17 protein-coding genes and 1 pseudogene are annotated in these 21,896 nt (G+C 71.7%); 13 read left to right on the top strand and 5 right to left on the bottom strand.

Features of this window, described 5'->3' with window-relative positions:
* Window positions 1–83: 83 nt before the first annotated feature.
* The 7 genes and pseudogenes from ACZ4XD_RS00310 to ACZ4XD_RS00280 all read left to right on the top strand — a co-directional run bounded on the left by ACZ4XD_RS00310 (window position 84) and on the right by ACZ4XD_RS00280 (window position 5,930).
* Window positions 84–770: a FadR/GntR family transcriptional regulator gene (locus tag ACZ4XD_RS00310; RefSeq protein ID WP_468036677.1), complete on the top strand. Its 687-nt coding sequence runs from the start codon at window positions 84–86 to the stop codon at window positions 768–770.
* A gap of 322 nt (window positions 771–1,092) precedes the next feature.
* Window positions 1,093–1,428 (top strand): annotated as a pseudogene (locus tag ACZ4XD_RS00305) (hypothetical protein); the annotation flags it as partial.
* On the top strand, window positions 1,425–2,750 hold the full coding sequence (locus ACZ4XD_RS00300) for an ABC transporter substrate-binding protein (RefSeq protein WP_468036675.1): 1,326 nt from the start codon (window positions 1,425–1,427) through the stop codon (window positions 2,748–2,750). The pseudogene ACZ4XD_RS00305 and the gene ACZ4XD_RS00300, both read left to right, overlap by 4 nt.
* Window positions 2,747–3,748 carry a carbohydrate ABC transporter permease gene (locus tag ACZ4XD_RS00295; protein WP_468036673.1) on the top strand — a complete coding sequence of 334 codons (1,002 nt, stop codon included), beginning with the start codon at window positions 2,747–2,749 and terminating at the stop codon, window positions 3,746–3,748. The genes ACZ4XD_RS00300 and ACZ4XD_RS00295 overlap by 4 nt, the downstream gene beginning before the upstream one ends.
* Entirely contained in the window at window positions 3,745–4,593 is an 849-nt protein-coding gene (locus tag ACZ4XD_RS00290) for a carbohydrate ABC transporter permease (protein WP_468036671.1), read from the top strand. The genes ACZ4XD_RS00295 and ACZ4XD_RS00290 overlap by 4 nt, the downstream gene beginning before the upstream one ends.
* 223 nt (window positions 4,594–4,816) lie before the next feature.
* On the top strand, window positions 4,817–5,548 hold the full coding sequence (gene npdG / locus ACZ4XD_RS00285; RefSeq protein ID WP_468036669.1) for an NADPH-dependent F420 reductase: 732 nt from the start codon (window positions 4,817–4,819) through the stop codon (window positions 5,546–5,548).
* A gap of 172 nt (window positions 5,549–5,720) precedes the next feature.
* Window positions 5,721–5,930, top strand: coding sequence for a hypothetical protein (locus ACZ4XD_RS00280; protein WP_042154130.1), 210 nt, complete (start codon window positions 5,721–5,723; stop codon window positions 5,928–5,930).
* A 97-nt stretch (window positions 5,931–6,027) separates the two neighbouring features.
* Here ACZ4XD_RS00280 and ACZ4XD_RS00275 read toward each other — a convergent pair whose 3' ends face one another.
* Window positions 6,028–6,834, bottom strand: coding sequence for a site-2 protease family protein (locus tag ACZ4XD_RS00275; RefSeq protein ID WP_468036667.1), 807 nt, complete (start codon window positions 6,832–6,834; stop codon window positions 6,028–6,030).
* A 172-nt stretch (window positions 6,835–7,006) separates the two neighbouring features.
* Between ACZ4XD_RS00275 and ACZ4XD_RS00270 the strand changes: the two genes are divergently transcribed.
* The gene (locus ACZ4XD_RS00270; protein WP_468036665.1) at window positions 7,007–10,525 is read left to right on the top strand and encodes an AfsR/SARP family transcriptional regulator; all 3,519 of its coding nucleotides are present in this window, start codon (window positions 7,007–7,009) and stop codon (window positions 10,523–10,525) included.
* Between the two features lie 54 nt (window positions 10,526–10,579).
* On the opposite strand, the gene ACZ4XD_RS00265 is transcribed toward ACZ4XD_RS00270, so the two are convergent.
* Together ACZ4XD_RS00265 and ACZ4XD_RS00260 are read right to left on the bottom strand one after the other, a co-directional pair.
* Entirely contained in the window at window positions 10,580–11,410 is an 831-nt protein-coding gene (locus ACZ4XD_RS00265) for an ABC transporter permease (protein WP_468036663.1), read from the bottom strand.
* Complete coding sequence (locus ACZ4XD_RS00260; RefSeq protein WP_468036661.1) at window positions 11,407–12,435, bottom strand: ATP-binding cassette domain-containing protein; 1,029 nt, start codon at window positions 12,433–12,435, stop codon at window positions 11,407–11,409. The genes ACZ4XD_RS00265 and ACZ4XD_RS00260 overlap by 4 nt, the downstream gene beginning before the upstream one ends.
* Window positions 12,436–12,769: 334 nt before the next feature.
* Between ACZ4XD_RS00260 and ACZ4XD_RS00255 the strand changes: the two genes are divergently transcribed.
* Complete coding sequence (locus tag ACZ4XD_RS00255; RefSeq protein ID WP_468036659.1) at window positions 12,770–13,795, top strand: hypothetical protein; 1,026 nt, start codon at window positions 12,770–12,772, stop codon at window positions 13,793–13,795.
* A 170-nt stretch (window positions 13,796–13,965) separates the two neighbouring features.
* On the opposite strand, the gene panB is transcribed toward ACZ4XD_RS00255, so the two are convergent.
* On the bottom strand, window positions 13,966–14,826 hold the full coding sequence (gene panB / locus ACZ4XD_RS00250; RefSeq protein WP_468036657.1) for a 3-methyl-2-oxobutanoate hydroxymethyltransferase: 861 nt from the start codon (window positions 14,824–14,826) through the stop codon (window positions 13,966–13,968).
* Window positions 14,827–15,017: 191 nt separating this feature from the next.
* Between panB and ACZ4XD_RS00245 the strand changes: the two genes are divergently transcribed.
* The 4 genes from ACZ4XD_RS00245 to ACZ4XD_RS00230 all read left to right on the top strand — a co-directional run bounded on the left by ACZ4XD_RS00245 (window position 15,018) and on the right by ACZ4XD_RS00230 (window position 19,995).
* A complete protein-coding gene (locus ACZ4XD_RS00245) occupies window positions 15,018–16,637 on the top strand; it encodes an MFS transporter (RefSeq protein ID WP_468036655.1) in 1,620 nt (539 codons plus the stop codon).
* The gene (locus ACZ4XD_RS00240; RefSeq protein ID WP_468036653.1) at window positions 16,634–17,293 is read left to right on the top strand and encodes a TetR/AcrR family transcriptional regulator; all 660 of its coding nucleotides are present in this window, start codon (window positions 16,634–16,636) and stop codon (window positions 17,291–17,293) included. Before ACZ4XD_RS00245 ends, ACZ4XD_RS00240 begins: the two co-directional genes overlap by 4 nt.
* A gap of 298 nt (window positions 17,294–17,591) precedes the next feature.
* Complete coding sequence (locus tag ACZ4XD_RS00235) at window positions 17,592–18,596, top strand: endonuclease/exonuclease/phosphatase family protein (protein WP_468037156.1); 1,005 nt, start codon at window positions 17,592–17,594, stop codon at window positions 18,594–18,596.
* 163 nt (window positions 18,597–18,759) lie between these two features.
* On the top strand, window positions 18,760–19,995 hold the full coding sequence (locus ACZ4XD_RS00230; RefSeq protein ID WP_468036651.1) for an MFS transporter: 1,236 nt from the start codon (window positions 18,760–18,762) through the stop codon (window positions 19,993–19,995).
* A gap of 69 nt (window positions 19,996–20,064) precedes the next feature.
* On the opposite strand, the gene ACZ4XD_RS00225 is transcribed toward ACZ4XD_RS00230, so the two are convergent.
* A complete protein-coding gene (locus tag ACZ4XD_RS00225; RefSeq protein ID WP_468036649.1) occupies window positions 20,065–21,819 on the bottom strand; it encodes an NAD+ synthase in 1,755 nt (584 codons plus the stop codon).
* Between the last annotated feature and the right edge of the window lie 77 nt (window positions 21,820–21,896).

Genomic DNA, 21,896 nt, shown 5'->3' with positions numbered 1-21,896 from the left:
TCGGTCAAGGATCAGCGGCCATGGCGGGGCAGGTGGCGGAGGGCCGGCGGCGCGGCAGACGCGGGAGCGGGAGAGGGAGATTCATGGCGCGAGGGACGATGTCCGAGGATGTGCAGGCCCAGATCAAGCAGCTGATCCTGAACGGCCGGCTGACGCCGGGGGACCCGCTGCCCACCGAGGCCGAGCTGGTCGCCCTGCTCGACGTCAGCCGCAACTCGGTGCGCGAGGCGCTCAAGGCCCTCCAGGCCATGCGCATCGTGGAGATCCGGCACGGCTTCGGGACCTATGTCGGCCCACTCACCCTGGAGCCGTTCGTCGAGGGCGTCGCCTTCCGTGCCGCGGTCCGTCACCACCAGGGCGAGTCGAGCCTGTACGAGCTGATGGAGGTCCGCGAGGCGCTGGAGGCGGGCCTGATCGGCGCCGTCGCCCGCAATGTGCCCGCCGAGGATCTCGCCGTCCTCAGGGGGCTGGTGCAGCGGATGGCGGAGGAGGCGCGCGGCGGGCAGGTGCAGAGCGCCACCGACCGGGCCTTCCATCTCGCCCTGTACCGCTCGCTGGGCAACCATCTGCTGAGCGAGGTGCTGGACGCGTTCTGGGCGGCGCTGCGGCGGGTGCGGGAGGACCTCTCCGACGACCGGCCCGATCCGCTGGTGACCCATCGTCAGCACCAGGAGATCGTGGACGCGTTGGAGGCCGGCGACGGCGACCGCGCCGTGAAGGCCATACACCGGCACTTCGACGGCATCCGGCGGCGACTGTCCGAGCAGTGACATAGCGGCGTGCGGCGTGCCGGGTGCGGCGGTGCGCGGTCACGGCACCGGTGCGGGCGTGACCGGCCCCGTTCACCGGGATGCCACCCGGTGTCGGTGGGCCCGTTGCCGGCGCGAAAAGGCGCCATGTGGGCCGTCTTGACGGCCAGTTGGGCACTCCCTATGGTCACCGCAGGACGAGGGACATCCTACGTCCTTGCCCATTGGGGGTGACCCATGGCGTACGAGAGCTCAGTGCCGTACCGGGCCGGACCCGAGGGGTACACCAGCTTCCGGATCCCCGCCGTGGTCCGGGCGCGCTCCGGGGACCTCCTTGCCTTCGCCGCAGGCCGGGCTGACCGGACCCGCCGTCCAGGGCGGCGTCCTGCCCCTCGGCGACCACGGCGCGCTGCTCTTCTCCGGGCCGGCGCACCCGTCGGCCCGCGCCTTGATGACCCTGCGCACCAGCCGCGACGGCGGGCTGACCATGGGGGTCCCCCCCGGCGAGCGAAGCCGAGCGTGGGGGAGGACCGCGCACCCCGTCACCGGGCTCCCGGCCGCCTACTCCGACCTCGTCCGCCTCGACCGCGACAGCGTCGGACTGCTCTACGAGACGGGCGACTTCAGCGCCTGCTCGACGATCACCTTCCGCCGCATCCCCGTGGAGGAGCCGACATGACCAGCAACCCCCTGCACCGCAGAACGGTCCTGGGCGGGGCGGCCGCCCTCGCCGCCGGCTTCGCGCTCGCCGGCTGCGGCGACGACGGCGACGGCCGGGCGCCGAAGGAGCGCAAGAAGGGCCAGCAGATCAGCCTGACCTTCTGGTCCTGGGTGCCGGGCATCGACAAGCCCGTCGACCTGTGGAACCGCAAGAACCCGGAGGTCCAGGTCAAGGTCGAGAAGGTGTCGGCCGTCAACGGCCAGCAGTACGCGAAGATGCACGCCGCCATCAAGGCCGGCAACCCGCCCGACCTCGGCCAGATCGAATTCCCGGTGGTCCCCAGCTTCCTCCTCGACAACGGGCTGCTGGACCTCGCCCCGCTCGGCGCCGCCCGTCACAGGGACAAGTTCTCCGGCTGGCAGTGGCAGCAGTCCGTCTTCGGCAAAAGCCTCTACGCCATCCCGCAGGCCTCCGGGCCGATGGGCCTGTTCCTGCGCCAGGACCTCTTCGACAAGTGGGACGTGCCGACCCCGCGGACCTGGGACGAATACGAGACCGCCGCCAAGGCCGTCCGTAGGAAGGGCGCCTGGATCGAGACCTTCGCGCCCACCAACGGCAACCGCTTCGCCGGCCTCGCCTGGCAGGCCGGCGCCAAGTGGTACGCGACGCACGGCGACACCTGGATCGTGCACCTCGACGACGAACCCACCCGCCGGGTCGCCGATTACTGGGAGTCCTTGGTCCGGCAGAAGCTTGTCAAGACCATCCCGGACCGGCAGAACGCCTGGTACAAGGACCTCCAGACCGGCGCCATCCCGGCCTGGGTGGGCGCCAGTTGGGGCGATGCCCTGCTGGTCGGCAACGCGCCGGGCACCAAGGGGAAGTGGCGGGCCGCGCCGCTGCCGCAGTGGAAGGCGGGCGAGCAGGCCTTCGCCAACTGGGGCGGCTCGACCACCGCCGTCTTCGCCAAGGCCCGCTACCCCAAGGACGCCCTGGACTTCGCCGTCTGGCTCAACACCGACCCGGAGTCGGTCAAGCTGCTGATCGAGGGCGGCTACGGCTTCCCCAGCGCCAAGAAGGGCTACGCCACCACCGACCTCGATGTCGACAAGGACTTCTTCGGCGGCCAGGCGTACAGCAAGGTCTTCGCCGACGCCGGCGCGCATGTCGACACCAGCTGGCGGTGGGGGCCCGGCGTGGACACCCTCTATCAGCGGCTCGGCGACGCGTTCACCGACGCGCTCGCCGACGGCAGCTCCTTCCGCTCGGTCCTGACCAAGGTGCAGCACCAGACCCTCGCCGACCTCAAGGGCAAAGGTCTGAAGGTGGCGAGCGGATGAACCGGGAGGTGCTGAGCCGGGACGCCCTGAGCCGGCCGGCGGCGGTCACCCCGCGGCCGGCCCGCCGGAACCGCCGCGGGCCCCGGCGCCGTGCCTCCCGCGGCGAGGCCCGCAACGCCCGCGCCGCGGCCGTGTTCGTGCTGCCCTTCTTCGCCCTCTTCGGCCTCTGCTTCCTCGCCCCGATCGGCTACGCCCTCCACCAGAGCCTGTTCACGACCGAACGGACCGGCCCGCTCGGCCTCGGCGGCCAGGAGCGCGAGGTGTTCGCGGGCCTCGCCAACTACGCCCAGGCGCTCGCCGACGACCGGTTCCTGACCGGTTTCGGCCGGGTGCTGCTCTTCGGTGCCGTACAGATCCCGCTGATGATCGTGCTCGCCACCGCCCTGGCCCTGCTGCTGGAGAGCGCGAGCGCCCGCGCCGTCCCCTTCTTCCGCAGCGCCTTCTTCCTGCCGTACGGCGTGCCCGGCGTGATCGCCTCGATCCTGTGGGGCTTCCTGTACGTGCCGGGTATCAGCCCGCTGGTGAAGATCGCCGACGCCGTGGGCTGGGACCTCGACTTCCTCTCCCGCGGCACCGTCCTGTGGTCCATCGCCAACATCGTGACCTGGCAGTTCACCGGCTACAACATGCTGGTGCTGATCGCCCAGCTCAAGGCCGTACCGGGGGAGTTGTACGAGGCGGCCCGGATCGACGGGGCGAGCGCCTGGCAGGTCGCCCGGCACATCAAACTCCCGCTGATCCGGCCGGCGCTGGTGCTCACCGGTGTCTTCAGCATCATCGGCACCCTCCAGCTCTTCGCCGAACCCATGGTGCTGCGCCCGCTGGCCTCCTCCATCGACTCCGGCTTCACCCCCAACCTGCACGCCTACAGCGAGGCGTTCGTCGGCAACAACCAGCATGCGGCGGCGGCCGAGGCGGTATTGCTCGCGCTGGTGGCGTGCGTGGTGTCCTTCGGCTTTCTGCGGCTGGTCGGCGGGCGCGCGAAGGAGCGCGGATGACCCGGCCCCCGGTCCGCTACCGGATCATCACCGTCTCCCTGCTGACCGTCGCCGCGCTCTACTTCCTGGTCCCCGTCTATTGGCTGGCCGTCTCCGCCACCAAGAACAGCGCCGACCTCTTCGGCACCTTCGGCTTCTGGTTCTCCGACCATCCACGCCCCGTCGCGTACCTGCTCGATGTCCTCACCTACGACCACGGCAGCTACGCCCGCTGGTTCGCCAACTCCCTCTTCTACGCCGGGGCCGGTGCGGTCTGCGCCACCCTGCTGTCCGCCGCGGCCGGCTATGCGCTGGCGAAATTCCCGTTCCGCGGCCGGGAGGCGCTGTTCAACGTGGTGCTCGCCGGGGTGCTGATCCCCGGCACGGCACTGGCCCTGCCGCTCTACTTCCTCTTCAGCGCGATCGGCCTGGCCAACACCTACTGGGCGGTGCTGATCCCCAGCATGGTGAGCCCGTTCGGCGTCTACCTGTGCCGGATCTACGCGGCTGCCGCGGTCCCCGACTCGCTGCTGGAGGCGGCCCGGATCGACGGCGCGGGGGAGGCCCGGATCTTCGGCGGGCTCGGGCTGCGGCTGATGACCCCGGCGCTGGTCACCGTCTTCCTCTTCCAGTTCGTACACATCTGGAACAACTACTTCCTGCCGCTGGTGATGCTCTCGGACTCCGGCCTCTACCCGATCCAGCTGGGCCTGACCTCCTGGACCGGCTACGCCGACCGCCAACCCGTGCTCTACCAGTACACGGTGGGCGGTGCGTTCCTCTCCGTGGTGCCGCTAATGGTGCTGATGACGGTGCTCCAGCGGTACTGGCGCACGGGGCTGACCGAGGGGAGCGTGAAGGCGTGAGGGCGTGAAGGCGTGACGGGGGGGCGGGGTGAGGGGGCGTGACGGGAGGCGGGACGAGGGGGGACGGCGACAGGGTGGCGGGGGTGCGGTGCCTACGCGACCGGGGCGTGGCGCGGCTGTGGCCTGGCCGCTGCGACGGCGTGCGGGGCGTGGCGGCCGCGTGGGCCGGATTGCTGTCGAGGGCATGACCGGCCTGCCTTCGGCGCGTGACAGTATCGCTGTCATGACTACTTCTGACGCTTCCCGGTCCCCGAACGCCGCGACCCGTGCGAAGGCCGCCCTCCAGCGCGACCCCTGGGACCTCCCGGACGTCTCCGGTCTGGTGGTCGGCGTCCTCGGCGGCACCGGTGACCAGGGCCGCGGCCTGGCGTACCGGCTGGCCAGGGCCGGCCAGAAGGTGATCATCGGTTCCCGGGCCGCCGAGCGCGCGCTGACCGCCGCCGGGGAGCTCGGTCTGGGCATCGAGGGCGCGGAGAACGCCGAATGCGCCCGGCGCAGCGATGTCGTGATCGTCGCGGTGCCCTGGGAGGGCCATGCCAAGACCCTTCAGGCGCTCCGCGACGAGCTGGACGGCAAGCTCGTGATCGACTGCGTCAACCCGCTCGGCTTCGACAAGAAGGGCGCTTACGCGCTCAAGCCGGAGGAGGGCAGCGCCGCCGAGCAGGCCGCGGCCCTGCTGCCCGGGGCCCGGGTCACCGCCGCGTTCCACCATCTGTCCGCGGTGCTGCTCCAGGACCCGGAGACCGAGCAGATCGACACCGATGTGATGGTGCTCGGCGAGTCCCGCGCGGACACCGATGTGGTGCAGGCGCTGGCCGCCCGTATTCCCGGTATGCGCGGTGTCTTCGCCGGCCGGCTGCGCAACGCCCACCAGGTCGAGTCGCTGGTCGCCAACCTGATCTCGGTCAACCGCCGCTACAAGGCCCACGCGGGGCTGCGGATCACGGACGTCTGAGGCGGCCCGGTCCGGTGGTGTCGCGGGCTCGAAAAAGCCGCAGGCGCCTCCCCCCACCCCCGAACCCACCCCCGCCCCCTCCCCCGAAGGGGGAGGAGGGGGAGGGGGCGGGGGAAGCGCGGGCATGGGGGACACTGGGGAGGTCCGACCACTCCCGACAGGAGCCGCCCCCATGTCCCTCTTGCCCCCGCCCGGCCCGGCCCGGCGACTCGCCCTGATGGCCCTCGCCGTGTGCGTCCTCTCCGTCGCCGCGGCGGTCGTCGCCTTCGTGGAGGGCAGCTTCGTCGGCGTCGTCTGGATCCTGCTGGCGGGCATCTCCAGCAACATGGCGTGGTTCTACCTCCGCAAGGCGAAGATCCAGCGGTCCGGGGCGGCCGGCTGACGCAGCCGGCTGACGTCCGGCGGCCCGTGCGTCGCCCGGCCGCCGGGAGCCGTCGGAAGCCGCTATCCCTGACGCCGGGCTGTCGGCGCCCCCGCCGTCAGAGCAGGCCGCCCGTCTGCGGGAGCTGCGGTGCGTCCCGCCAGAAGCGGAAGTACTCCTGGCCGATGTAGGTCTCCAGCTCCGAGACGCCGAGCCCGCGCAGGAGCGTATCGACCAGGTCGAAGAACACCCGGTTGACCTCCGGCACCCACAGGAAGGCGAAGACCGCCAGCAGTCCGAACGGCGCGAACGGCTCCACCTGCCGCCGCACCTTCCGTGACAGCCAGGGTTCGAGCACGCCGTAGCCGTCCAGCCCCGGGACCGGCAGGAAGTTCAAGATCGCCGCGGTCACCTGGAGCAGGGCCAGGAAGGCCAGCGCGTAGCGGAACACGGCCGGTACGCCCGCCAGCGCGTGCAGCCAGAACGGGGCCGTGCACACCGCCGCGAAGAGGATGTTGGTCAGCGGCCCGGCCGCCGAGATCAGGCTGTGCCGCCAGCGCCCCCGGATCCGGCCGCGCTCGATGAACACCGCACCGCCCGGCAGCCCGATCCCGCCCATGATCACGAAGATCACCGGCAGCACGATGCTGAGCAGTGCATGGGTGTATTTCAGCGGGTTCAGGGTGAGATAGCCCTTCGCCTCCACCGAGATGTCACCGCTGTGCAGCGCGGTGCGCGCGTGGGCGTACTCGTGCAGACACAGCGAGACCACCCACCCGGACACCACGAAGCAGAACACCGCGACACCGGTGTACTCCCCGAACGTCCCGCTCCACACGGCCCATCCCGACACCGCCATGACGGCGGCAAGCGCGAGGAAGACCGGGCTGACGCGACGGTCGGCGCGCCGGATTGCTGTGGTCATGGTGCGGGCTCCCGGGTTCTGGTGAGGGGCAGCCATGACCGTAACCGCGGCAGGGCGCGCGGCGCACGGCCCCCGCGGAACTGCTGCCTCCGCGGGACCCCTCCTCCCGGTCCCCGTGCCCCGAAAACGAAAGGCGATACCTGCCGCTTCCGCCTTGCACGACAATGGGCCGGTGCATTACGGAATTCTCGGCACCACCCAGGCCGGCCGGGCCGACGGCAGCCCCGTCGCCCTCGGTGGCGCACGCCTGCGCGCGCTGCTCGCCGCCCTCGCGCTGCGACCCGGCCGGGCGCTGTCCCCGGAGTTGCTGATCGGCGACGTCTGGGGCGCGGACCCGCCCGCCGACGCGGCCGGTGCGCTCCAGGCACTGGTCGGCCGGCTGCGCCGCGCCCTGGGCCATGCCGAGATCGCCTCGGTCGACGGCGGCTACCGGCTGTGTGCCGAGCCCGACGCCGTCGATCTGCACCGCTTCGAACGGCTCGCGGCGGAGGGCAACCGGGCGCTGGCCGAAGCGGATCCGGCCCGGGCCGCCGCCCTGCTCGATGACGCCCTGGCGCTCTGGCGCGGTCCGGCCCTCGCCGATCTCCCGGACGCGGGCGTCGAGGTGGCCCGCGCCGAGCGCCGCCGGCTGGACGCCCAGTGCACCCGCCTCGCCGCCGATCTCGCCCTCGGCCGGGCCGCCCAGGCGCTGCCCACGCTCCTCGCGCTGTGTGAGGACCACCCCCTCGACGAGCCCCTCCAGGCCCTGCGGCTGCACGCCCTGCGCGCCGCCGGCCGTACCGCGGAGGCCCTGGCGGCCTACGAGGAGATACGCATCGGCCTCGCCGAACGCCTCGGCGCCGACCCGGGCCCGGAACTGCGCACCCTGCACGCGGAGCTGCTCCGGCCCGCGCCACCGCAACCGCCGGTGAATCCCCTGCCGCCGCTGATACCCGGCGCCCCGGCCACCGCCCTCACCGGCCCCGCCCCGAACGGGACCGGCACCGGCACGCCGTACGGCACGACCCCGCCGTACGGCGCCGCCACGTCGTACGGCACCGCCACCGCCCACGGCATCGGGACCCTCCACACCGGACCCCACCGCCACGAAACCCACCCCGCCCCTCACTCCCACCCCCGCACCGGCAACCTCCGGCCCCGGCTCACCTCCTTCGTCGGGCGGGACAGCGATCTGGCGGCGATCCGTGACGATCTGGCCGCGCACCGGCTGGTGACGCTGCTGGGCCCCGGTGGCGCCGGGAAGACCCGGCTGTCGCAGGAGGGCGCCGAGACCGCAGCGGCCGCCTCGCCGGAGGCCTGGCCGCACGGCGTATGGCTGGCCGAACTGGCGCCGGTGGACGATCCGCAGACCGTGCCCGAGGCGGTGCTGACCGCGCTCGGCGCCCGCGAGACCGTCGTCCGCGGCACCACGGCGGACGGTCTGCGCGCCGCCGCCGACCCGACGGCGCTGGACCCGCTCGCCCGGCTCGCCGAGCACTGCGCGGGACGCCGGATGCTGCTCGTCCTCGACAACTGTGAGCATGTGATCGACGCCGCGGCCGAGCTCGCCGAACGGCTGCTGGCCGACTGCCCCGGGGTGACGGTGCTGGCCACCAGCCGGGAGCCGCTGGCCGTACCGGGCGAGGTGCTGCGGCCGGTCGAGCCGCTGCCGGACCCGGTCGCGCTGCGGCTGCTCGCCGACCGCGGGGCCGCCGCCCGCCCCGGCTTCCGGGTGGCGGACGACCCGGAAGCCTGCACCGAGATCTGCCGGCGGCTGGACGGGCTGCCGCTCGCCATCGAACTCGCCGCCGCCCGGCTGCGGTTGCTCTCGCCACGGCAGCTGGCCGACCGCCTCGACGACCGGTTCCGCCTGCTGACCAGCGGCAGCCGGACCCTGCTGCCCCGGCAGCAGACGCTGCGCGCCGTCGTGGACTGGTCCTGGGAACTGACCGATGAGCCCGAACGGGCCGTGCTGCGGCGGCTGTCCGTCTTCGCCGGCGGGTGTGATCTGGCCGCCGCGGAGGAGGTGTGCGCGGGCGACGGGGTCGACGGCCGCGAGGTGGCCGGGCTGCTCGGCTCACTGATCGACAAGTCGCTGGTGGTGGCGGCGCCGGCCGGCGAGGCGGACGGCGCCGGCCACGCCGCCGGCAGCGGTGGGCAGATGCGCTACCGGCTGCTGGAGACCGTGGGGGAGTACGCCGGGGAGCGGCTGGACGAGGCGGGGGAGCGGGCCGCGGCCGAGCGCCGCCATCTCGTCGCCTACCGTGAACTGGCCCGTACCACCGACCCGTTGCTGCGCGGGCCCGGCCAGCGCGCCGGTATGGAGCGGCTGGAGCTGGAGCACGACAATCTGCGCACCGCGCTGCGCCGCGCCCTGGCCGCCGGGGACGAGCACGAGGCCCTGTGTCTGGTGCTGTCCCTCCAGTGGTTCTGGTCGCTGCGGGACCACCGCAGCGATGCCCTGCACTGGGCGACCGCGGCCGCCGCGCTCGGCCCCAACCCCTTTGCCGCGCCCGCCGAACCCGCCCCCGACCTGCACGAGCGTCCCATCGACGGACCGCCGCCGCTGGCTCCCGAACAGCTGCTGGAGGCCCGCCGTGAGGTCCGGCTGGTCGCGCTCGCCAGCATGGACAGCGAGCTCGCGGCGCTGCGCGATCCGGTGTTGAAGGAGGAGCTGGCGGGGATGCTCGCCGCCTACCGCCCCGGCATGCCGCAGACCTGCAAGGTGCCCGGCGTGATGTGGTTCTACGCGGTGATGGTCACCGGGCAGGTCGACGAGCTGGCGGAGCTGGTCGACGGCGCGGTGCGGGCCTGCCGCGACTTCGGCTACGAGTGGGAGCTGGCCTACGTCCTCCAGCTGCGTTCCAAGGTCTTCAACGACCATCCGGGCGGGCTGGCGCAGGCGGCCCAGGATGCCGACGAGGCGCTGCGGCTCTTCCGCCGGATCGGCGATGCCTGGGGCGCGGCCGAGGCGCTGTCGGGGCGCGGCGAGAGTCATGAGCGGCGCGGTGCGTACGGGGCGGCGGCGGACGACTACCGGGCGGCGATGGTGTATGCCGAGGACCTGGGCGCCCACGGCCAGATCCTGCTGCTGCGCTGCCGGCTGGGCGCCGTGCTGATCGAGGACGGCCAGGCGGAGGCCGGTGAGCGGATGCTGCGCGAGGTGCTGGCCGATGCCGCGAAGGGCAACAGCGGCCGGGACACCGAGCCGTTCGCGCGGTTGACCCTCGCGATGTGGCTGGTGGTGACGGGGCGTCTCCAGGAGGCGCGGGCGGAACTCCGGCGCGTCGACGAGTTGTTCACCCCGCGCGCCCCCGATGTGTTCGCCGGGATGCTGCAGGCCCTGCTGATCTCGCTGGATGTGGACGAGGGGCGCCGGGAGGCACTGCTGCCGAGGTTCCGGCAGGCCATGGAGCTGATGCAGGACTCCATGGCGCGGATGGTGGCGCCGGACCTTCCGGTGGTGCAACTCCTCACCGGAGCACGGGTGTTGCTGGCCGAGCGCGGCGCCGCGGCGGGCCGGGACGCGGCACGTCTGGTGGGTGCGTACGACGCGCTGCGGGCGGACGGCCAGGTGCCGCCGCAGATCGTCCGCAGGGACCGGGTCCGGACCGAGGCGGCGGCACGGGCGCTGGTGGGCGATGCGGCGTATGCCCGTGCGTACACCGAAGGCAGTGGCCTCTCCCTCGGGGAGGCCACCGCCCTCATCTGACGCGAGCCGGGCGAAAGGCCGTCCCGCGGGGAAGCCCCCCCCGCGGGACGCACGTCAGGTCTTCGTACGGAACTTCCGTACCGCGAGCGGCATGGTGACCGCCGTGATGGCGACCGCCCAACCGAGCGTGACCAGCGTCGGGTGCGCCACCGCGCCCTCGCCGTTGACCAGCGCACGGGCCGCGTCCGCCAGGTTGGAGACCGGATTGACCTGGGTGAAGCCCTCCAGCCAGCCGGGCATCGACGTCGGCGGCGCGAAGATCGACGAGCCGAACTGGAGCGGCATCAGCACCACCATCGCCATGCCCTGGACCGCTTGCGGGGTCTTCACGGCGAGCCCCAGCAGGATGAAGATCCACATCAGGGCCGCACCGAAGACCGTGGACAGCGCGATCGCCCCGGCGAACTCCAGTACGCTGCCCCGGATTTCCAGACCCAGCAGAAAGCCCATGCCGAGCAGGATCGCGGTGGCGACCAGCATCCGGCCGATCTCGACGACGATCTTGGCTATCAGGACCGAGGACCGGGCGATGGGCATCGTCCGGAAACGGTCCATCACCCCCTTGCGGAAGTCCTCGTTGACGCCCGTGCCCACCGCCATCGCGATGTTCATGCCCATCATCGCCATCATGCCGGGCACCAGGCGCTGGATGTATTCGTGCTGATTGTCCTTGCCGGCGATGGCGCCGCCGAAGACGTAGGTGAACAGCAGGATGAAGATGACCGGCATCAGCAGGACATCGAACATCGACTCCGGGTCCTGCTTGATCTGGAGGGCGTTGCGGCGCACCAGGGCGCCGATGTGCCGCAGATTGGCGCGGAGCCCGATCCGGCCCTCGTCGGCCCCGGCCTTGCCGAGCGGCGCCGTCATCGTCGCGGCACTCATGCCGATACCTCCGCGTACTGCTGGTCCATGTCGTCCTCGGATACGTCGGCCCGGGAGGTCTTCTGGCCGGTGATGGCCAGGAACACCTCGTCCAGGCTGGGCAGATGGGTGCTGATCCCGGCGAGCGTGAAACCCTGCCGGCTGAGCAGACCGACCACCTCGGTCAGCTGCTCGTCGCTGATGATCGGCACGTTGACCACACCCCCGTGGTGGTCAGCGGTGGCGCCCGCGATGCCGTCCAGCCCGGCCTGCTCGATGACGGTGACCACCCGGCCCAGTTCGCTCTCGTCCGACGGCTGGATCTGCAGCGTCCGCCCGCCGACCTTGGCCTTCAACTCGTCGACCCGGCCCTCGGCGATCACCCGGCCGCGGTCGATCACCGTCAGCTCGTTCGCCAGCTGCTCGGCCTCTTCCATGTACTGGGTGGTCAGCAGCACCGTCGCGCCCTCGCGCACCATCCGCTGGACCTCCTCCCACACCTCGTTACGGGTACGGGGGTCCAGACCGGTGGTCGGCTCGTCCAGGAACAGCACCGCCGGCCGGCCGATCATCGAAGCGGCCAGGTCGAGCCGGCGGCGCATACCGCCGGAGTACTTGGCGGCGGGCCGCTTGGCGGCGTCGGTCAGCGAGAAGCGCTCCAGCATCTCGTCCGCCCGCCGGCGGGCGTCCTTGCGGGACAGATCGAGCAGCCGCCCGATCATGTAGAGGTTCTCCCAGCCGGAGAGCTTTTCGTCGACCGAGGCGTACTGCCCGGTCAGCCCGATCGTGCGGCGCAGCGCCCGGGGCTGGCGCACCACGTCGAAGCCGGCCACCACGGCCCGGCCGGCGTCCGGCACCACGAGGGTGGACAGGCAGCGCACCAGCGTCGTCTTCCCGGCACCGTTGGGGCCGAGCACCCCGAGCACGGTGCCTTCCTTCACGTTCAGGTCCACCCCGTCAACGGCCTTCACCGCGCCGAAGTGCTTGACCAGACCGCGCACCTCCACGGCGTTGCCGCCCTTGGTGGATATCTTCTGTCGCGTCATGTCTTCAAAGGTGCCAGCGGCCACCGACAGGGCGCCGATAGGGCGCCGACAGCGGGGCCGGCGCCCCCTACAGCGGGCCGATGGAACACGGGCTCCGGAGCCTGGCGGCCACCTCTCCCGACCGCTTCCGTGCCGACCTCGGGCATTTCGCCCGGCTCCACCGCATCCCCTTGCTTGTACCCCCGCTCTGCGGGCGGGGCGTGAACTTCGGCAGCAGCGGCGCCGCCAACTCCCACGACCCGTCCGGCACAAGCCGACCGGACAGATCGACAGCCACAGGGGAATGTCCGGCCTTCTTACATTCCTCTCACAACTGTGCGGCACCGTGCGGTTCATGGCGACCAAACGAATTGCTGTCGGTGTCGGAATTCTCGTGGCGTTGGGCCTGACGGGCGCGGCAGCGGTGGCCTCCGGGGCTCCCGCTCCGGTGTCCGGAAAGGCTTCCGCCGCAGCGCCCGGAAAGAAGGCGAAGAACTATCTTTACGCCTCCATCGGGGATTTCGACGCAAATGTGATGCCGTTGATCGATCGTCCCGATGTCGCCGGCGTGCAGCTGGTGGTGCCGTGGAAGGCGCTGGAGCGGAAGAAGAATCAGTATGACTTCTCGGAGATCGACCGGGCGCTGAACGCTCTGCAGTCCCGCCACAAGAAGCTGTTCATCCAGGTCCAGGACCGGTTCTTCGCGCTGCCGGCGAGGCTCCCGGACTATCTGTTGAAGGATCCGGAGTACAAGGGAGGCGCGGCTCCGACAAAGAACGAGAACGGCCTCGGTCCCGGTGAGCCCGGGGCGGTCGCGGCGCAATGGAACCCGCAGGTGCGGGGCCGTTTCCAGCAGCTGCTGAAGGCGATGTCACAGCGGTTCGACGGTCGCCTCGCCGGGGTGAACCTGCCGGAAACCGCTACCGAGGTGGACACCGAGAAGGACCACACCGGCTACAGCGACGACGCCTACTTCAAGGCGGAACTCGACAACATGGCCTACGGCAAGAAGGTCTTCACCAAGACGCCGTTCATCCAGTACGTCAACTTCTGGCCCGGTGAATGGAACAACAGCCGCACGTACATGAGCCGCACCTTCGAGTTCGCCAAGGCGCACGGGATCGGCCTGGGGGGACCGGACATCCTGCCGGACCGCCCGGCGCAGATGGAGAACGCGTACCCCTTCTTCAAGAAGTACCGGGGGCAGCTCCCCATGGTGGCCATGGCCGTGCAGGAACCCGACTTCCAGTACAAGAACCCCAAGACGAAGAAGCCGTACACCCGGCAGGAGTTCACCGACTTCGGCACGAACACCCTCGGAGCCGACGTCATCTTCTGGGCCACAAGCGCGCCCTGGCTCCACCAGCCGACGGCACGATAGAGCTCCCATCCCTCGCGGCTGGGGAAGGCGCGGACTGCGCCGATTCCTCGGTCTCCATCGGCAGCTGCTAGCGACGCCGGAACAAACGTCCCCCGTCGGGTCCGGGGCTGCCGGACCCGACGGGGGACGTGGACGCGGCTGATGGCGGGTCCGGCAGTCGTCAAGGCTCCCTAGTGGAAGGTGTGCTCCTCGGCCGGAAACGCGCCCCCCACGACCTCCTCCGCGAACGCCTTGGCCGCGCCGCCGAGCAGTGCGCGCATGTCGAGGTACTGCTTGACGAACTTCGGGACCCGGCCGGCGGTCATGCCGGCCATGTCGGTCCACACCAGGACCTGCGCGTCGCAGTCCAGGCCGGCGCCGATGCCGACGGTGGGGATGTAGAGCGATCGGGTGACCTCGGCGGCCAGCTCGGCGGGGACGGCCTCCAGGACGACCGCGAACGCACCGGCGTCCTGGACCGCCTTGGCGTCCCGCAGCAGCTGCTGGGCCGCCTCCTCGCCGCGGCCCTGGACGGGGTAGCCGCCGAAGGCGTTGACCGACTGGGGGGTCAGGCCGACGTGTGCCATCACCGGGATGCCGGCGGAGACCAGCAGTTCCACCTGCTCGGCGGAGCGCTCACCGCCCTCCAGCTTGACGGCGCCCACCCCGGCTTCCTTCACCAGCCGGGTGGCGCTGCGCAGCGCCTGTACCGGGCCTTCCTGGTACGAGCCGAACGGCAGGTCGCCGACGACGAGTGCGCGCTTGGTGCCCCGGACGACCGCCGCGGACAGCAGGGTGATCTCGTCCATGGTGACCGGCACGGTGGATTCGTAGCCGAGGTGGCAGTTGCCCATCGAGTCGCCGACGAGCAGGACGGGAATCCCGGCCTCGTCGAAGACGGAGGCGGTCATCGCGTCGTAGGCGGTGAGCATCGGCCACTTCTCGCCGCGCTCCTTGGCGGCGGCGATATCGCGGACGGTGACCCGGCGCGATCCGGTGCCTCCGTAGAGCGACTTGTCGACCGGCTTCTGGGCAGGCGAAAGCTGCGTCATGGTGACGGCTCCTGTTCATCATCTCGAGGCACCCTGACGGCGTCCCCGGACTCCCCTCCATGCTGGCACGGCCCGCGCACAAAGGAAAAGGGAGCGGGCGCAAGCCGGCCCGTTCACCCGGAGGAGGGGACGCGCCCGCGGCTGCCTCCAATACGGAACGGTGCCGTATCGGAAGCCGTAGGGTGCCCGGCATGGCCACCTCACCCCCCGCCCCGGACGCACCGCAGGACCGCCAGGTCCCGGACCGCATCCACCGCCGCCGCTGGGCGATCCTGTCCACCCTCATGCTCAGCCTGCTGATCGTGGTGCTGGACAACTCGATCCTCAACGTCGCCATGAAGACGATCGCCACCCCGGCCCCGGCCGGCCTCGGCGCCACGCAGAGCGAGCTGGAGTGGGCGATCAACTCCTACACCCTGGTCTTCGCCGGTCTGCTGTTCACCGCGGGTCTGCTCGGCGACCGTGTCGGCCGGAAGAAGATCCTGCTCTTCGGGCTGGCCGTCTTCGGCGCCGGGTCGGTGCTGGCCGGGGTCTCCGGCTCGCCCGCCGAGCTGATCACCTTCCGGGCCGTGATGGGCCTGGGCGGCGCCTTCGTCATGCCGGCCACCCTCGCCATCCTGATGAACGTCTTCGAGCGGGACGAGCAGCCCCGGGCGATCGGTATCTGGGCCGGCGGGGTGGGCATCGCCATCGCGGTCGGCCCGATCGCCGGCGGGCTGCTGCTGGACCACTTCTGGTGGGGCTCGGTCTTCATGATCAACGCGCCGATCGTGCTGCTGTCGCTGGTGGCGATGGTGGTCCTGGTGCCCGACTCCAGGGACCCGCACCCCGGCCGGATGGACCCGTTCGGGGTGCTGCTGTCCGTCGTCGGGCTGGTCCTGCTGGTCTACGGCATCATCAAGGGCGGTCAGCTCGCCGACTTCTCCGACCCGGAGGTGGTCGGCACGGTCGCCAGCGGTCTGCTGGTGCTGACCGTCTTCGTGCTGCACCAGAAGCACAGCGACCATCCGTCCATCGACATCAGCTACTTCCGTACGCCCGCCTTCTCGGCCGCCATCGCCGCCATCGCGCTGGTCTTCTTCGCGCTGATGGGGGTCTCGTTCTTCGCCGTCTTCTACATCCAGAGCGTGCGCGGCTTCAGCCCGCTCCAGGCCGGGCTGCTGTTCCTGCCGCTGGCCGCCGCCCAGCTGCTCTTCGCGCCGCGGGCCCGGCTCGCCGTGGACCGCTACGGCGCCCGCGCGGTGTGCACCTTCAGCATGTTCGTGGTGGCCGACACCATGCTGGGACTGCTGTTGCTGAACGAGGAGACCCCGATCTGGATCATGGAGGCGCTGCTCTTCCTCCAGGGCGCCGGGATGGCGCACATCATGCCGCCGGCCACCGTCGCGGTCATGCAGTCGCTGCCGCGGGAGAAGGCCGGCTCCGCCTCGGCGCTCAACAATGTCTTCCGGCAGGTCGGCGGCACCCTGGGCGTCGCCGTCCTCGGCTCGCTGCTGTCGACGAGCTACCGCGACGGCATCGAGGACACCCTCGACGCGGTGCCGGGACTGCCGGACGCCGCCCGGCACGCGGCCGGCGAATCCATCGAGGCCACCCTCGGTCTCGCGGACCGGATGGGCCCGGCCGGCCGGCCGCTGGCCGCCGCTGCCGACGATGCCTTCGTCCACGCCATGCATGTCACCGCGCTCGGTTCGGCCGTCGTCGCGCTGGTCGGGGCGCTGGTGAGCGTGCTGTTCCTGCCGGGCAAAATGGGGCCGGCGCCGCAGGCGGCGGAGCCCCTGGAAGAGCGGAAGGCGGGCGCGGAGAGATGAGCCGGGCGGCGGAGCACCCCGAGGGCGCGGCAGCCGGGGGGCGGCCGGGCCCGGCGGCCCCCGCGGGCCGCGGCCGGCCGCGCAGCGCCGCCGCCGACTCCGCCATCATCGAGGCCGTCCTGCGTCTGATCGAGGACGGGGCCTCCATAGGCGAGTTGTCCATGGAGGGCATCGCCCGCGCGGCGGGCGTCGGCAAGGCCACGGTCTACCGCCGCTGGTCCGGCAAGAGCGCGCTGCTGCTCGACGTGATGCGGTCCCTGGACGTCCCCGGCCCGCCGCCGGGCGGGGACTCGGTGCGCGACGATCTGGTCGCCCTGCTGGAGTTCCTGCGCCGCCGCGGACTCGCCAAGCGCGGCTCCGCGCTGCTGCGCACCCTCGTCAGCCATGTGCAGACGCAGCCGGAGCTGTGGGCGGAATATCACGACACGGTGGTACGGGCCCGCCGCGAGGCGCTGCTCGGGGTGCTGCGGCGCGGGGTGGCGAGCGGCGAGATCCGCGCCGACCGCGATCTGGAGGTGCTCGCCGATCTCTTCGTCGGCCCGATGCTGTCCCGCGCCCTCCTCCATGAGTGGAAGGAACTGCCCGAGGGCCTTTCGGCGGATATCGTCGACACGGTCCTGGAGGGCGTACGGCCGACGGCGGACACGGCGGGCTGAACGCCCCGGCACCCGCGCCGGGTTGAACGCACCGTCAGCTCCCGTAGGACGGGCGGGAAACCACTGGTGAACAGGTGCGGGCCCCGTCGGCGGAGGCCGCCACCAGCTCCGCCGTATGACCGGATCATGCCCGTTCTGTCACAGCCGATGTGACAACCCCCGGGGCCGGAACCCGGACCCGTCACCGGGCCGTCCTCACTTCTAAGAAAGCCCATTACGGACCATCGCCTAGGGTCGGAGATCCAGGTGAGGCGCAGCGACGCAAGGTAGTGAGGACAGCGACATGGCGCAGGCATATATGACGGAGCCGGGACAGGGGCACACCCCCGGGCAGGCCGGTTCCCGGGCCGAACGCCTGCGGAACTGGTGGCGCCCCGAGGGCACCTGGCGGCGCGGCCTGGTGCTCGCGGTGCTCGCCATCCTGCTCGGGCTGCTGATGATTCTGCACGCGGAGGTCCCCAACACCCCGGGAAACTGGGGCAGTCTGCTGGAGACCTTCCTGCCGTGGGTGGGCCTGGGCATCCCGCTGCTGCTCATCGCCGCGGTGCTGCGCCGCTCGGCGAGCGCGCTGGTCGCCCTGGTGCTGCCGGCCTTCGTGTGGGTCAACCTCTTCGGGGGCCAGGTCACCGACAAGGCCGGTGAGGGCGGCAACCTCACCGTGCTCACCCACAACGTCAATGTCGCCAACCCCGATCCGGCGGGCACCGCCAAGGACCTTGTGGCGTCCGGCGCCGATGTGGTGGCCCTGGAGGAGCTCTCCGGCAACGCCCTGTCGACCTACCGTCAGGAGCTGGCGAAGGCGTATCCGTACCACACGATCGAGGGCACGGTCGGTCTGTGGAGCAAGCGTCCGCTGACCGACACCCGGCCGGTGGACACCAAGATGGGGTGGAACCGCGCGCTGCGGGCCACCGTCACCGCCGCCGACGGCCAGCAGGTCGCGGTGTACGTCGCCCATCTGCCGTCGGTGCGGGTCAACGCCGCGAAGGGCTTCACCGCCAACCGGCGCGACGCCAGCGTCGCGGCACTGGGCGAGGCGATCGCCGCCGACCCGGTGAAGAAGGCCGTACTCCTCGGCGATCTCAACGGCACCATGAACGACCGCTCGCTGGCCCCGGTCACCTCCCAGATGCGCTCCGCCCAGGGCGCCGCGGGTGACGGCTTCGGCTTCAGCTGGCCGGCGGCGTTCCCGATGGCCCGGATCGACCAGATCATGATGAAGGGGATGGACCCGGTCAAGGCCTGGGTGCTGCCCTCGACCGGCAGTGACCACCTTCCGGTCGCGGCGTCGGTGAAGATCTGACGGACGGCGGGGCGCGCGGCCGACGGAGAGCGGAAACGGGTTCGTCACGCCCCGTTCTCCGGGCGGAATACTGGGCCTTAGAGACTTTGTTCCGTAAGAGAACTTATTGCTTACGGTCCGCTGTCCGCGTGCCCGCCGCACGCAACACCCCGAAAGGTCTTTCATGCCCTTGGCTCTGCTCGCGCTCGCGATCTCGGCCTTCGGTATCGGCACCACGGAGTTCGTGATGATGGGCCTGCTGCCCAACGTCGCGGACGATCTGGGCACCTCGGTGCCCACCGCCGGCTACCTCGTCTCCGCCTATGCCCTCGGCGTCGTCATCGGCGCCCCGCTCCTGACCGCCCTCGGCTCCCGTATCCCGCGCAAGCGGATGCTGGTCTGGCTGATGGCGGTCTTCACGGTCGGCAACCTCGCCTCCGCCCTGGCCCCCACCTTCGGGCTGCTGGTCGCCGGGCGGCTGCTGGCCGGCCTGCCGCACGGGGCGTTCTTCGGCGTGGGCGCGGTGGTCGCCGCCCGGCTGGTGCGGGAGGGCCGCCAGGCCCGCGCGGTCGCCACGATGTTCCTCGGGCTGACCATCGCCAACATCATCGGGGTGCCCGCCGCGACCCTCCTGGGCCAGCGGTTCGGCTGGCGCGCCACCTTCCTCATCGTGGCCGCCATCGGCCTGGTCGCGATGGCCGCCCTGGCCCGGCTGGTTCCCCCGCTGCCGGCCGACGAGCGCACCGGCCTGGGCCGCGAGCTGCGGGCGCTGGGCAACCGCCAGGTGCTGCTCGGCCTGCTCACCACCGTCTTCGGCTTCGCCGGGATCTTCGCCGTCTACAGCTACCTCGCGTCGATGATGACCGAGGTCACCGGCTTCGCGGAGGGCTCGGTCCCGCTGGTCCTCGCCCTCTTCGGCATCGGGATGACGCTCGGCGCGCTGGCCGCGGGCCCGCTCACCGACCGGGCCCTGCGCCCGACCCTGTACGGCTCGCTGGCCGCCCTGGCCCTCGTCCTGACGGCCTTCCACTTCACCGCCCAGGTGAAGGGGGCGGCACTGGCCACGGTCGTCGTCATCGGTGCCGTCGGCTTCCTGACCACCACGCCGCTCCAGATGCTGGTCATGAACAAGGCCCAGCAGGCTCCGACGCTGGCCGCCGCCTCCAACCAGTCCGCCTTCAACCTCGCCAACGCCGGCGGCGCCTGGGTCGGCGGCCTGGCCCTGGCGGCCGGCTGGGGCTGGACCTCCCCGACGCTGGTCGGCGCGGTGCTGGCGGCCCTCGGCCTGGCCGTCGCCCTCGTGGCCGGTCTCCTGGACCGCGGCGACCGGGACCCGTCCCGGATCGTGGCCCGCAGCGGCGAGGCGGAGACGGAGCGGACCACCGGCGCGGCGGTGCCGGCCGGGGACCGCGCCGGCTGACCGCGCACGGACGCCCCGCGGGGGCGGGCGGGTCGGTCACTCACCCCGCCGCCCTCACCTGACGCCCCATCAGGCCCCTTCCCGCCAGTGGTTGGTGATCGGCAGCCGGCGGTCCTTGCCGAAGCCCTTCGCGGAAATCTTGGGGCCGGGCGGGTACTGGCGGCGCTTGTACTCGGCGTGGTCGACCATCCGCAGCACCCGCGTCACCAGCTCGGCGTCGAAGCCCTGGGCGACGATCTCCTCCCGGCCGTGGTCGCGGTCGACATACAGCTCCAGGATGCGGTCCAGGACGGCGTAGTCGGGGAGCGAGTCGGTGTCGACCTGGCCGGGGCGGAGTTCGGCGCTCGGGGGCTTGCTGAGGGTGTTCTCCGGGATCGGCGGGGTCTGCCCGCGGTCGGCGGCGGCCTGGTTGCGCCAGCGGGCCAGCTGGTAGACGACGGATTTGTAGACGTCCTTGATGGGGCCGTAACCGCCCACCGAGTCGCCGTAGAGGGTCGAATAGCCGCAGGCCAGCTCGGACTTGTTGCCGGGCGCGAGGACCAGATGGCCCTCCTGGTTGGAGATGGCCATCAGGGTGGTGCCCCGGAGGCGCGACTGGAGATTCTCCTCGGCCAGGCCGGTCAGCGGCAGCGCGGCCATGTAGGCGTCGAACATCGGGCCGATCGGCACCGTACGGAAGGACAGGCCCGTACGGCGGGCGAGTTCGGCGGCGTCGGTGAGGGAGTGCTCCGACGAATAGCGGGACGGCATCGCCACCGCATGCACCTGTTCCGCCCCCAGCGCGTCACAGGCCAGGGCGGCGACCAGCGCGGAGTCGATCCCGCCGGAGAGCCCGAGCACCACACTGCGGAAGCCGTTCTTGGCGACGTAGGCCCGCAGGCCGACGACCAGCGCGGTGTAGATCTCCTCCAGGTCGGGGAGGCGCTCGGCCCGGCCGCCGGGGGTCTCGGGAGGGTAGGGCGGCAGCGGGTCGGGGGAGAGGGTGACATGGGTGACGCGCAGCCCGTCGTCCAGGACCCCCGAGGGGGGCTCGGGCGCCGCGGCCGGCAGGTCCAGATCGACCAGCACACAGCCCTCAGCGAACTGCGGCGCCCGCGCGATCACCCCGCCGTCCTTGTCGACCACGATCGAGTCGCCGTCGAAGACCAGCTCGTCCTGCCCGCCGATCATCGCCAGATAGGCGGTGGTGCAGCCGGCCTCCTGGGCCCGCCGGCGGACCAGCTCCAGCCGGGTGTCGTCCTTGTCCCGCTCGTACGGTGAGGCGTTGACCGACAGCAGCAGCCCGGCGCCCGCGCTGCGCGCCGCCGGCACCCGTCCGCCGTCCTGCCACAGGTCCTCGCAGATGGCCAGCGCGACATCCACCCCGTGCACCCGTACGACGGGCAGCGTGTCGCCGGGGACGAAGTAGCGGAACTCGTCGAAGACGCCGTAGTTGGGCAGGTGGTGCTTGGCGAAGGACAGCGCGACCTCGCCGCGGTACAGCACGGCGGCGGCGTTCTGCGGGGCGCCCGCGGGACGGCCGTAGCGCGGGGTGGCCTGCGTACCGTGATCGAGATAGCCGACGATCACCGGCAGCTCGCCCAGCCCCTGCTCGGCCAGCCGGGCGGCCAGCGTCCGCAGCGCGGCGCGGCTCGCCTCGACGAAGGAGCGGCGCAGCGCGAGGTCCTCGACGGGGTAGCCGGTCAGCGCCATCTCGGGGAACGCGACGAGGTGGGCGCCCTGGCCGGCGGCGTGCCGGGTCCAGCGCAGGATCGTCCCGGCGTTCTGGTCGAGGTCGCCGACACAGGAATCGATCTGATTGAGGGCGAGACGAAGTTGAGGCACCCCGCCAGTCTAATCGTCTTTCTGACGCAATGGGGGTGGAGCGGTACCGGCGGCGCCGCGGACGTGACCGGCGGCGT

Source organism: Streptomyces sp. NPDC029466, from assembly GCF_055574515.1.
The sequence above is the reverse complement of the archived record's forward strand: the minus strand, read 5'-3'. Positions and strand labels throughout refer to the sequence as shown.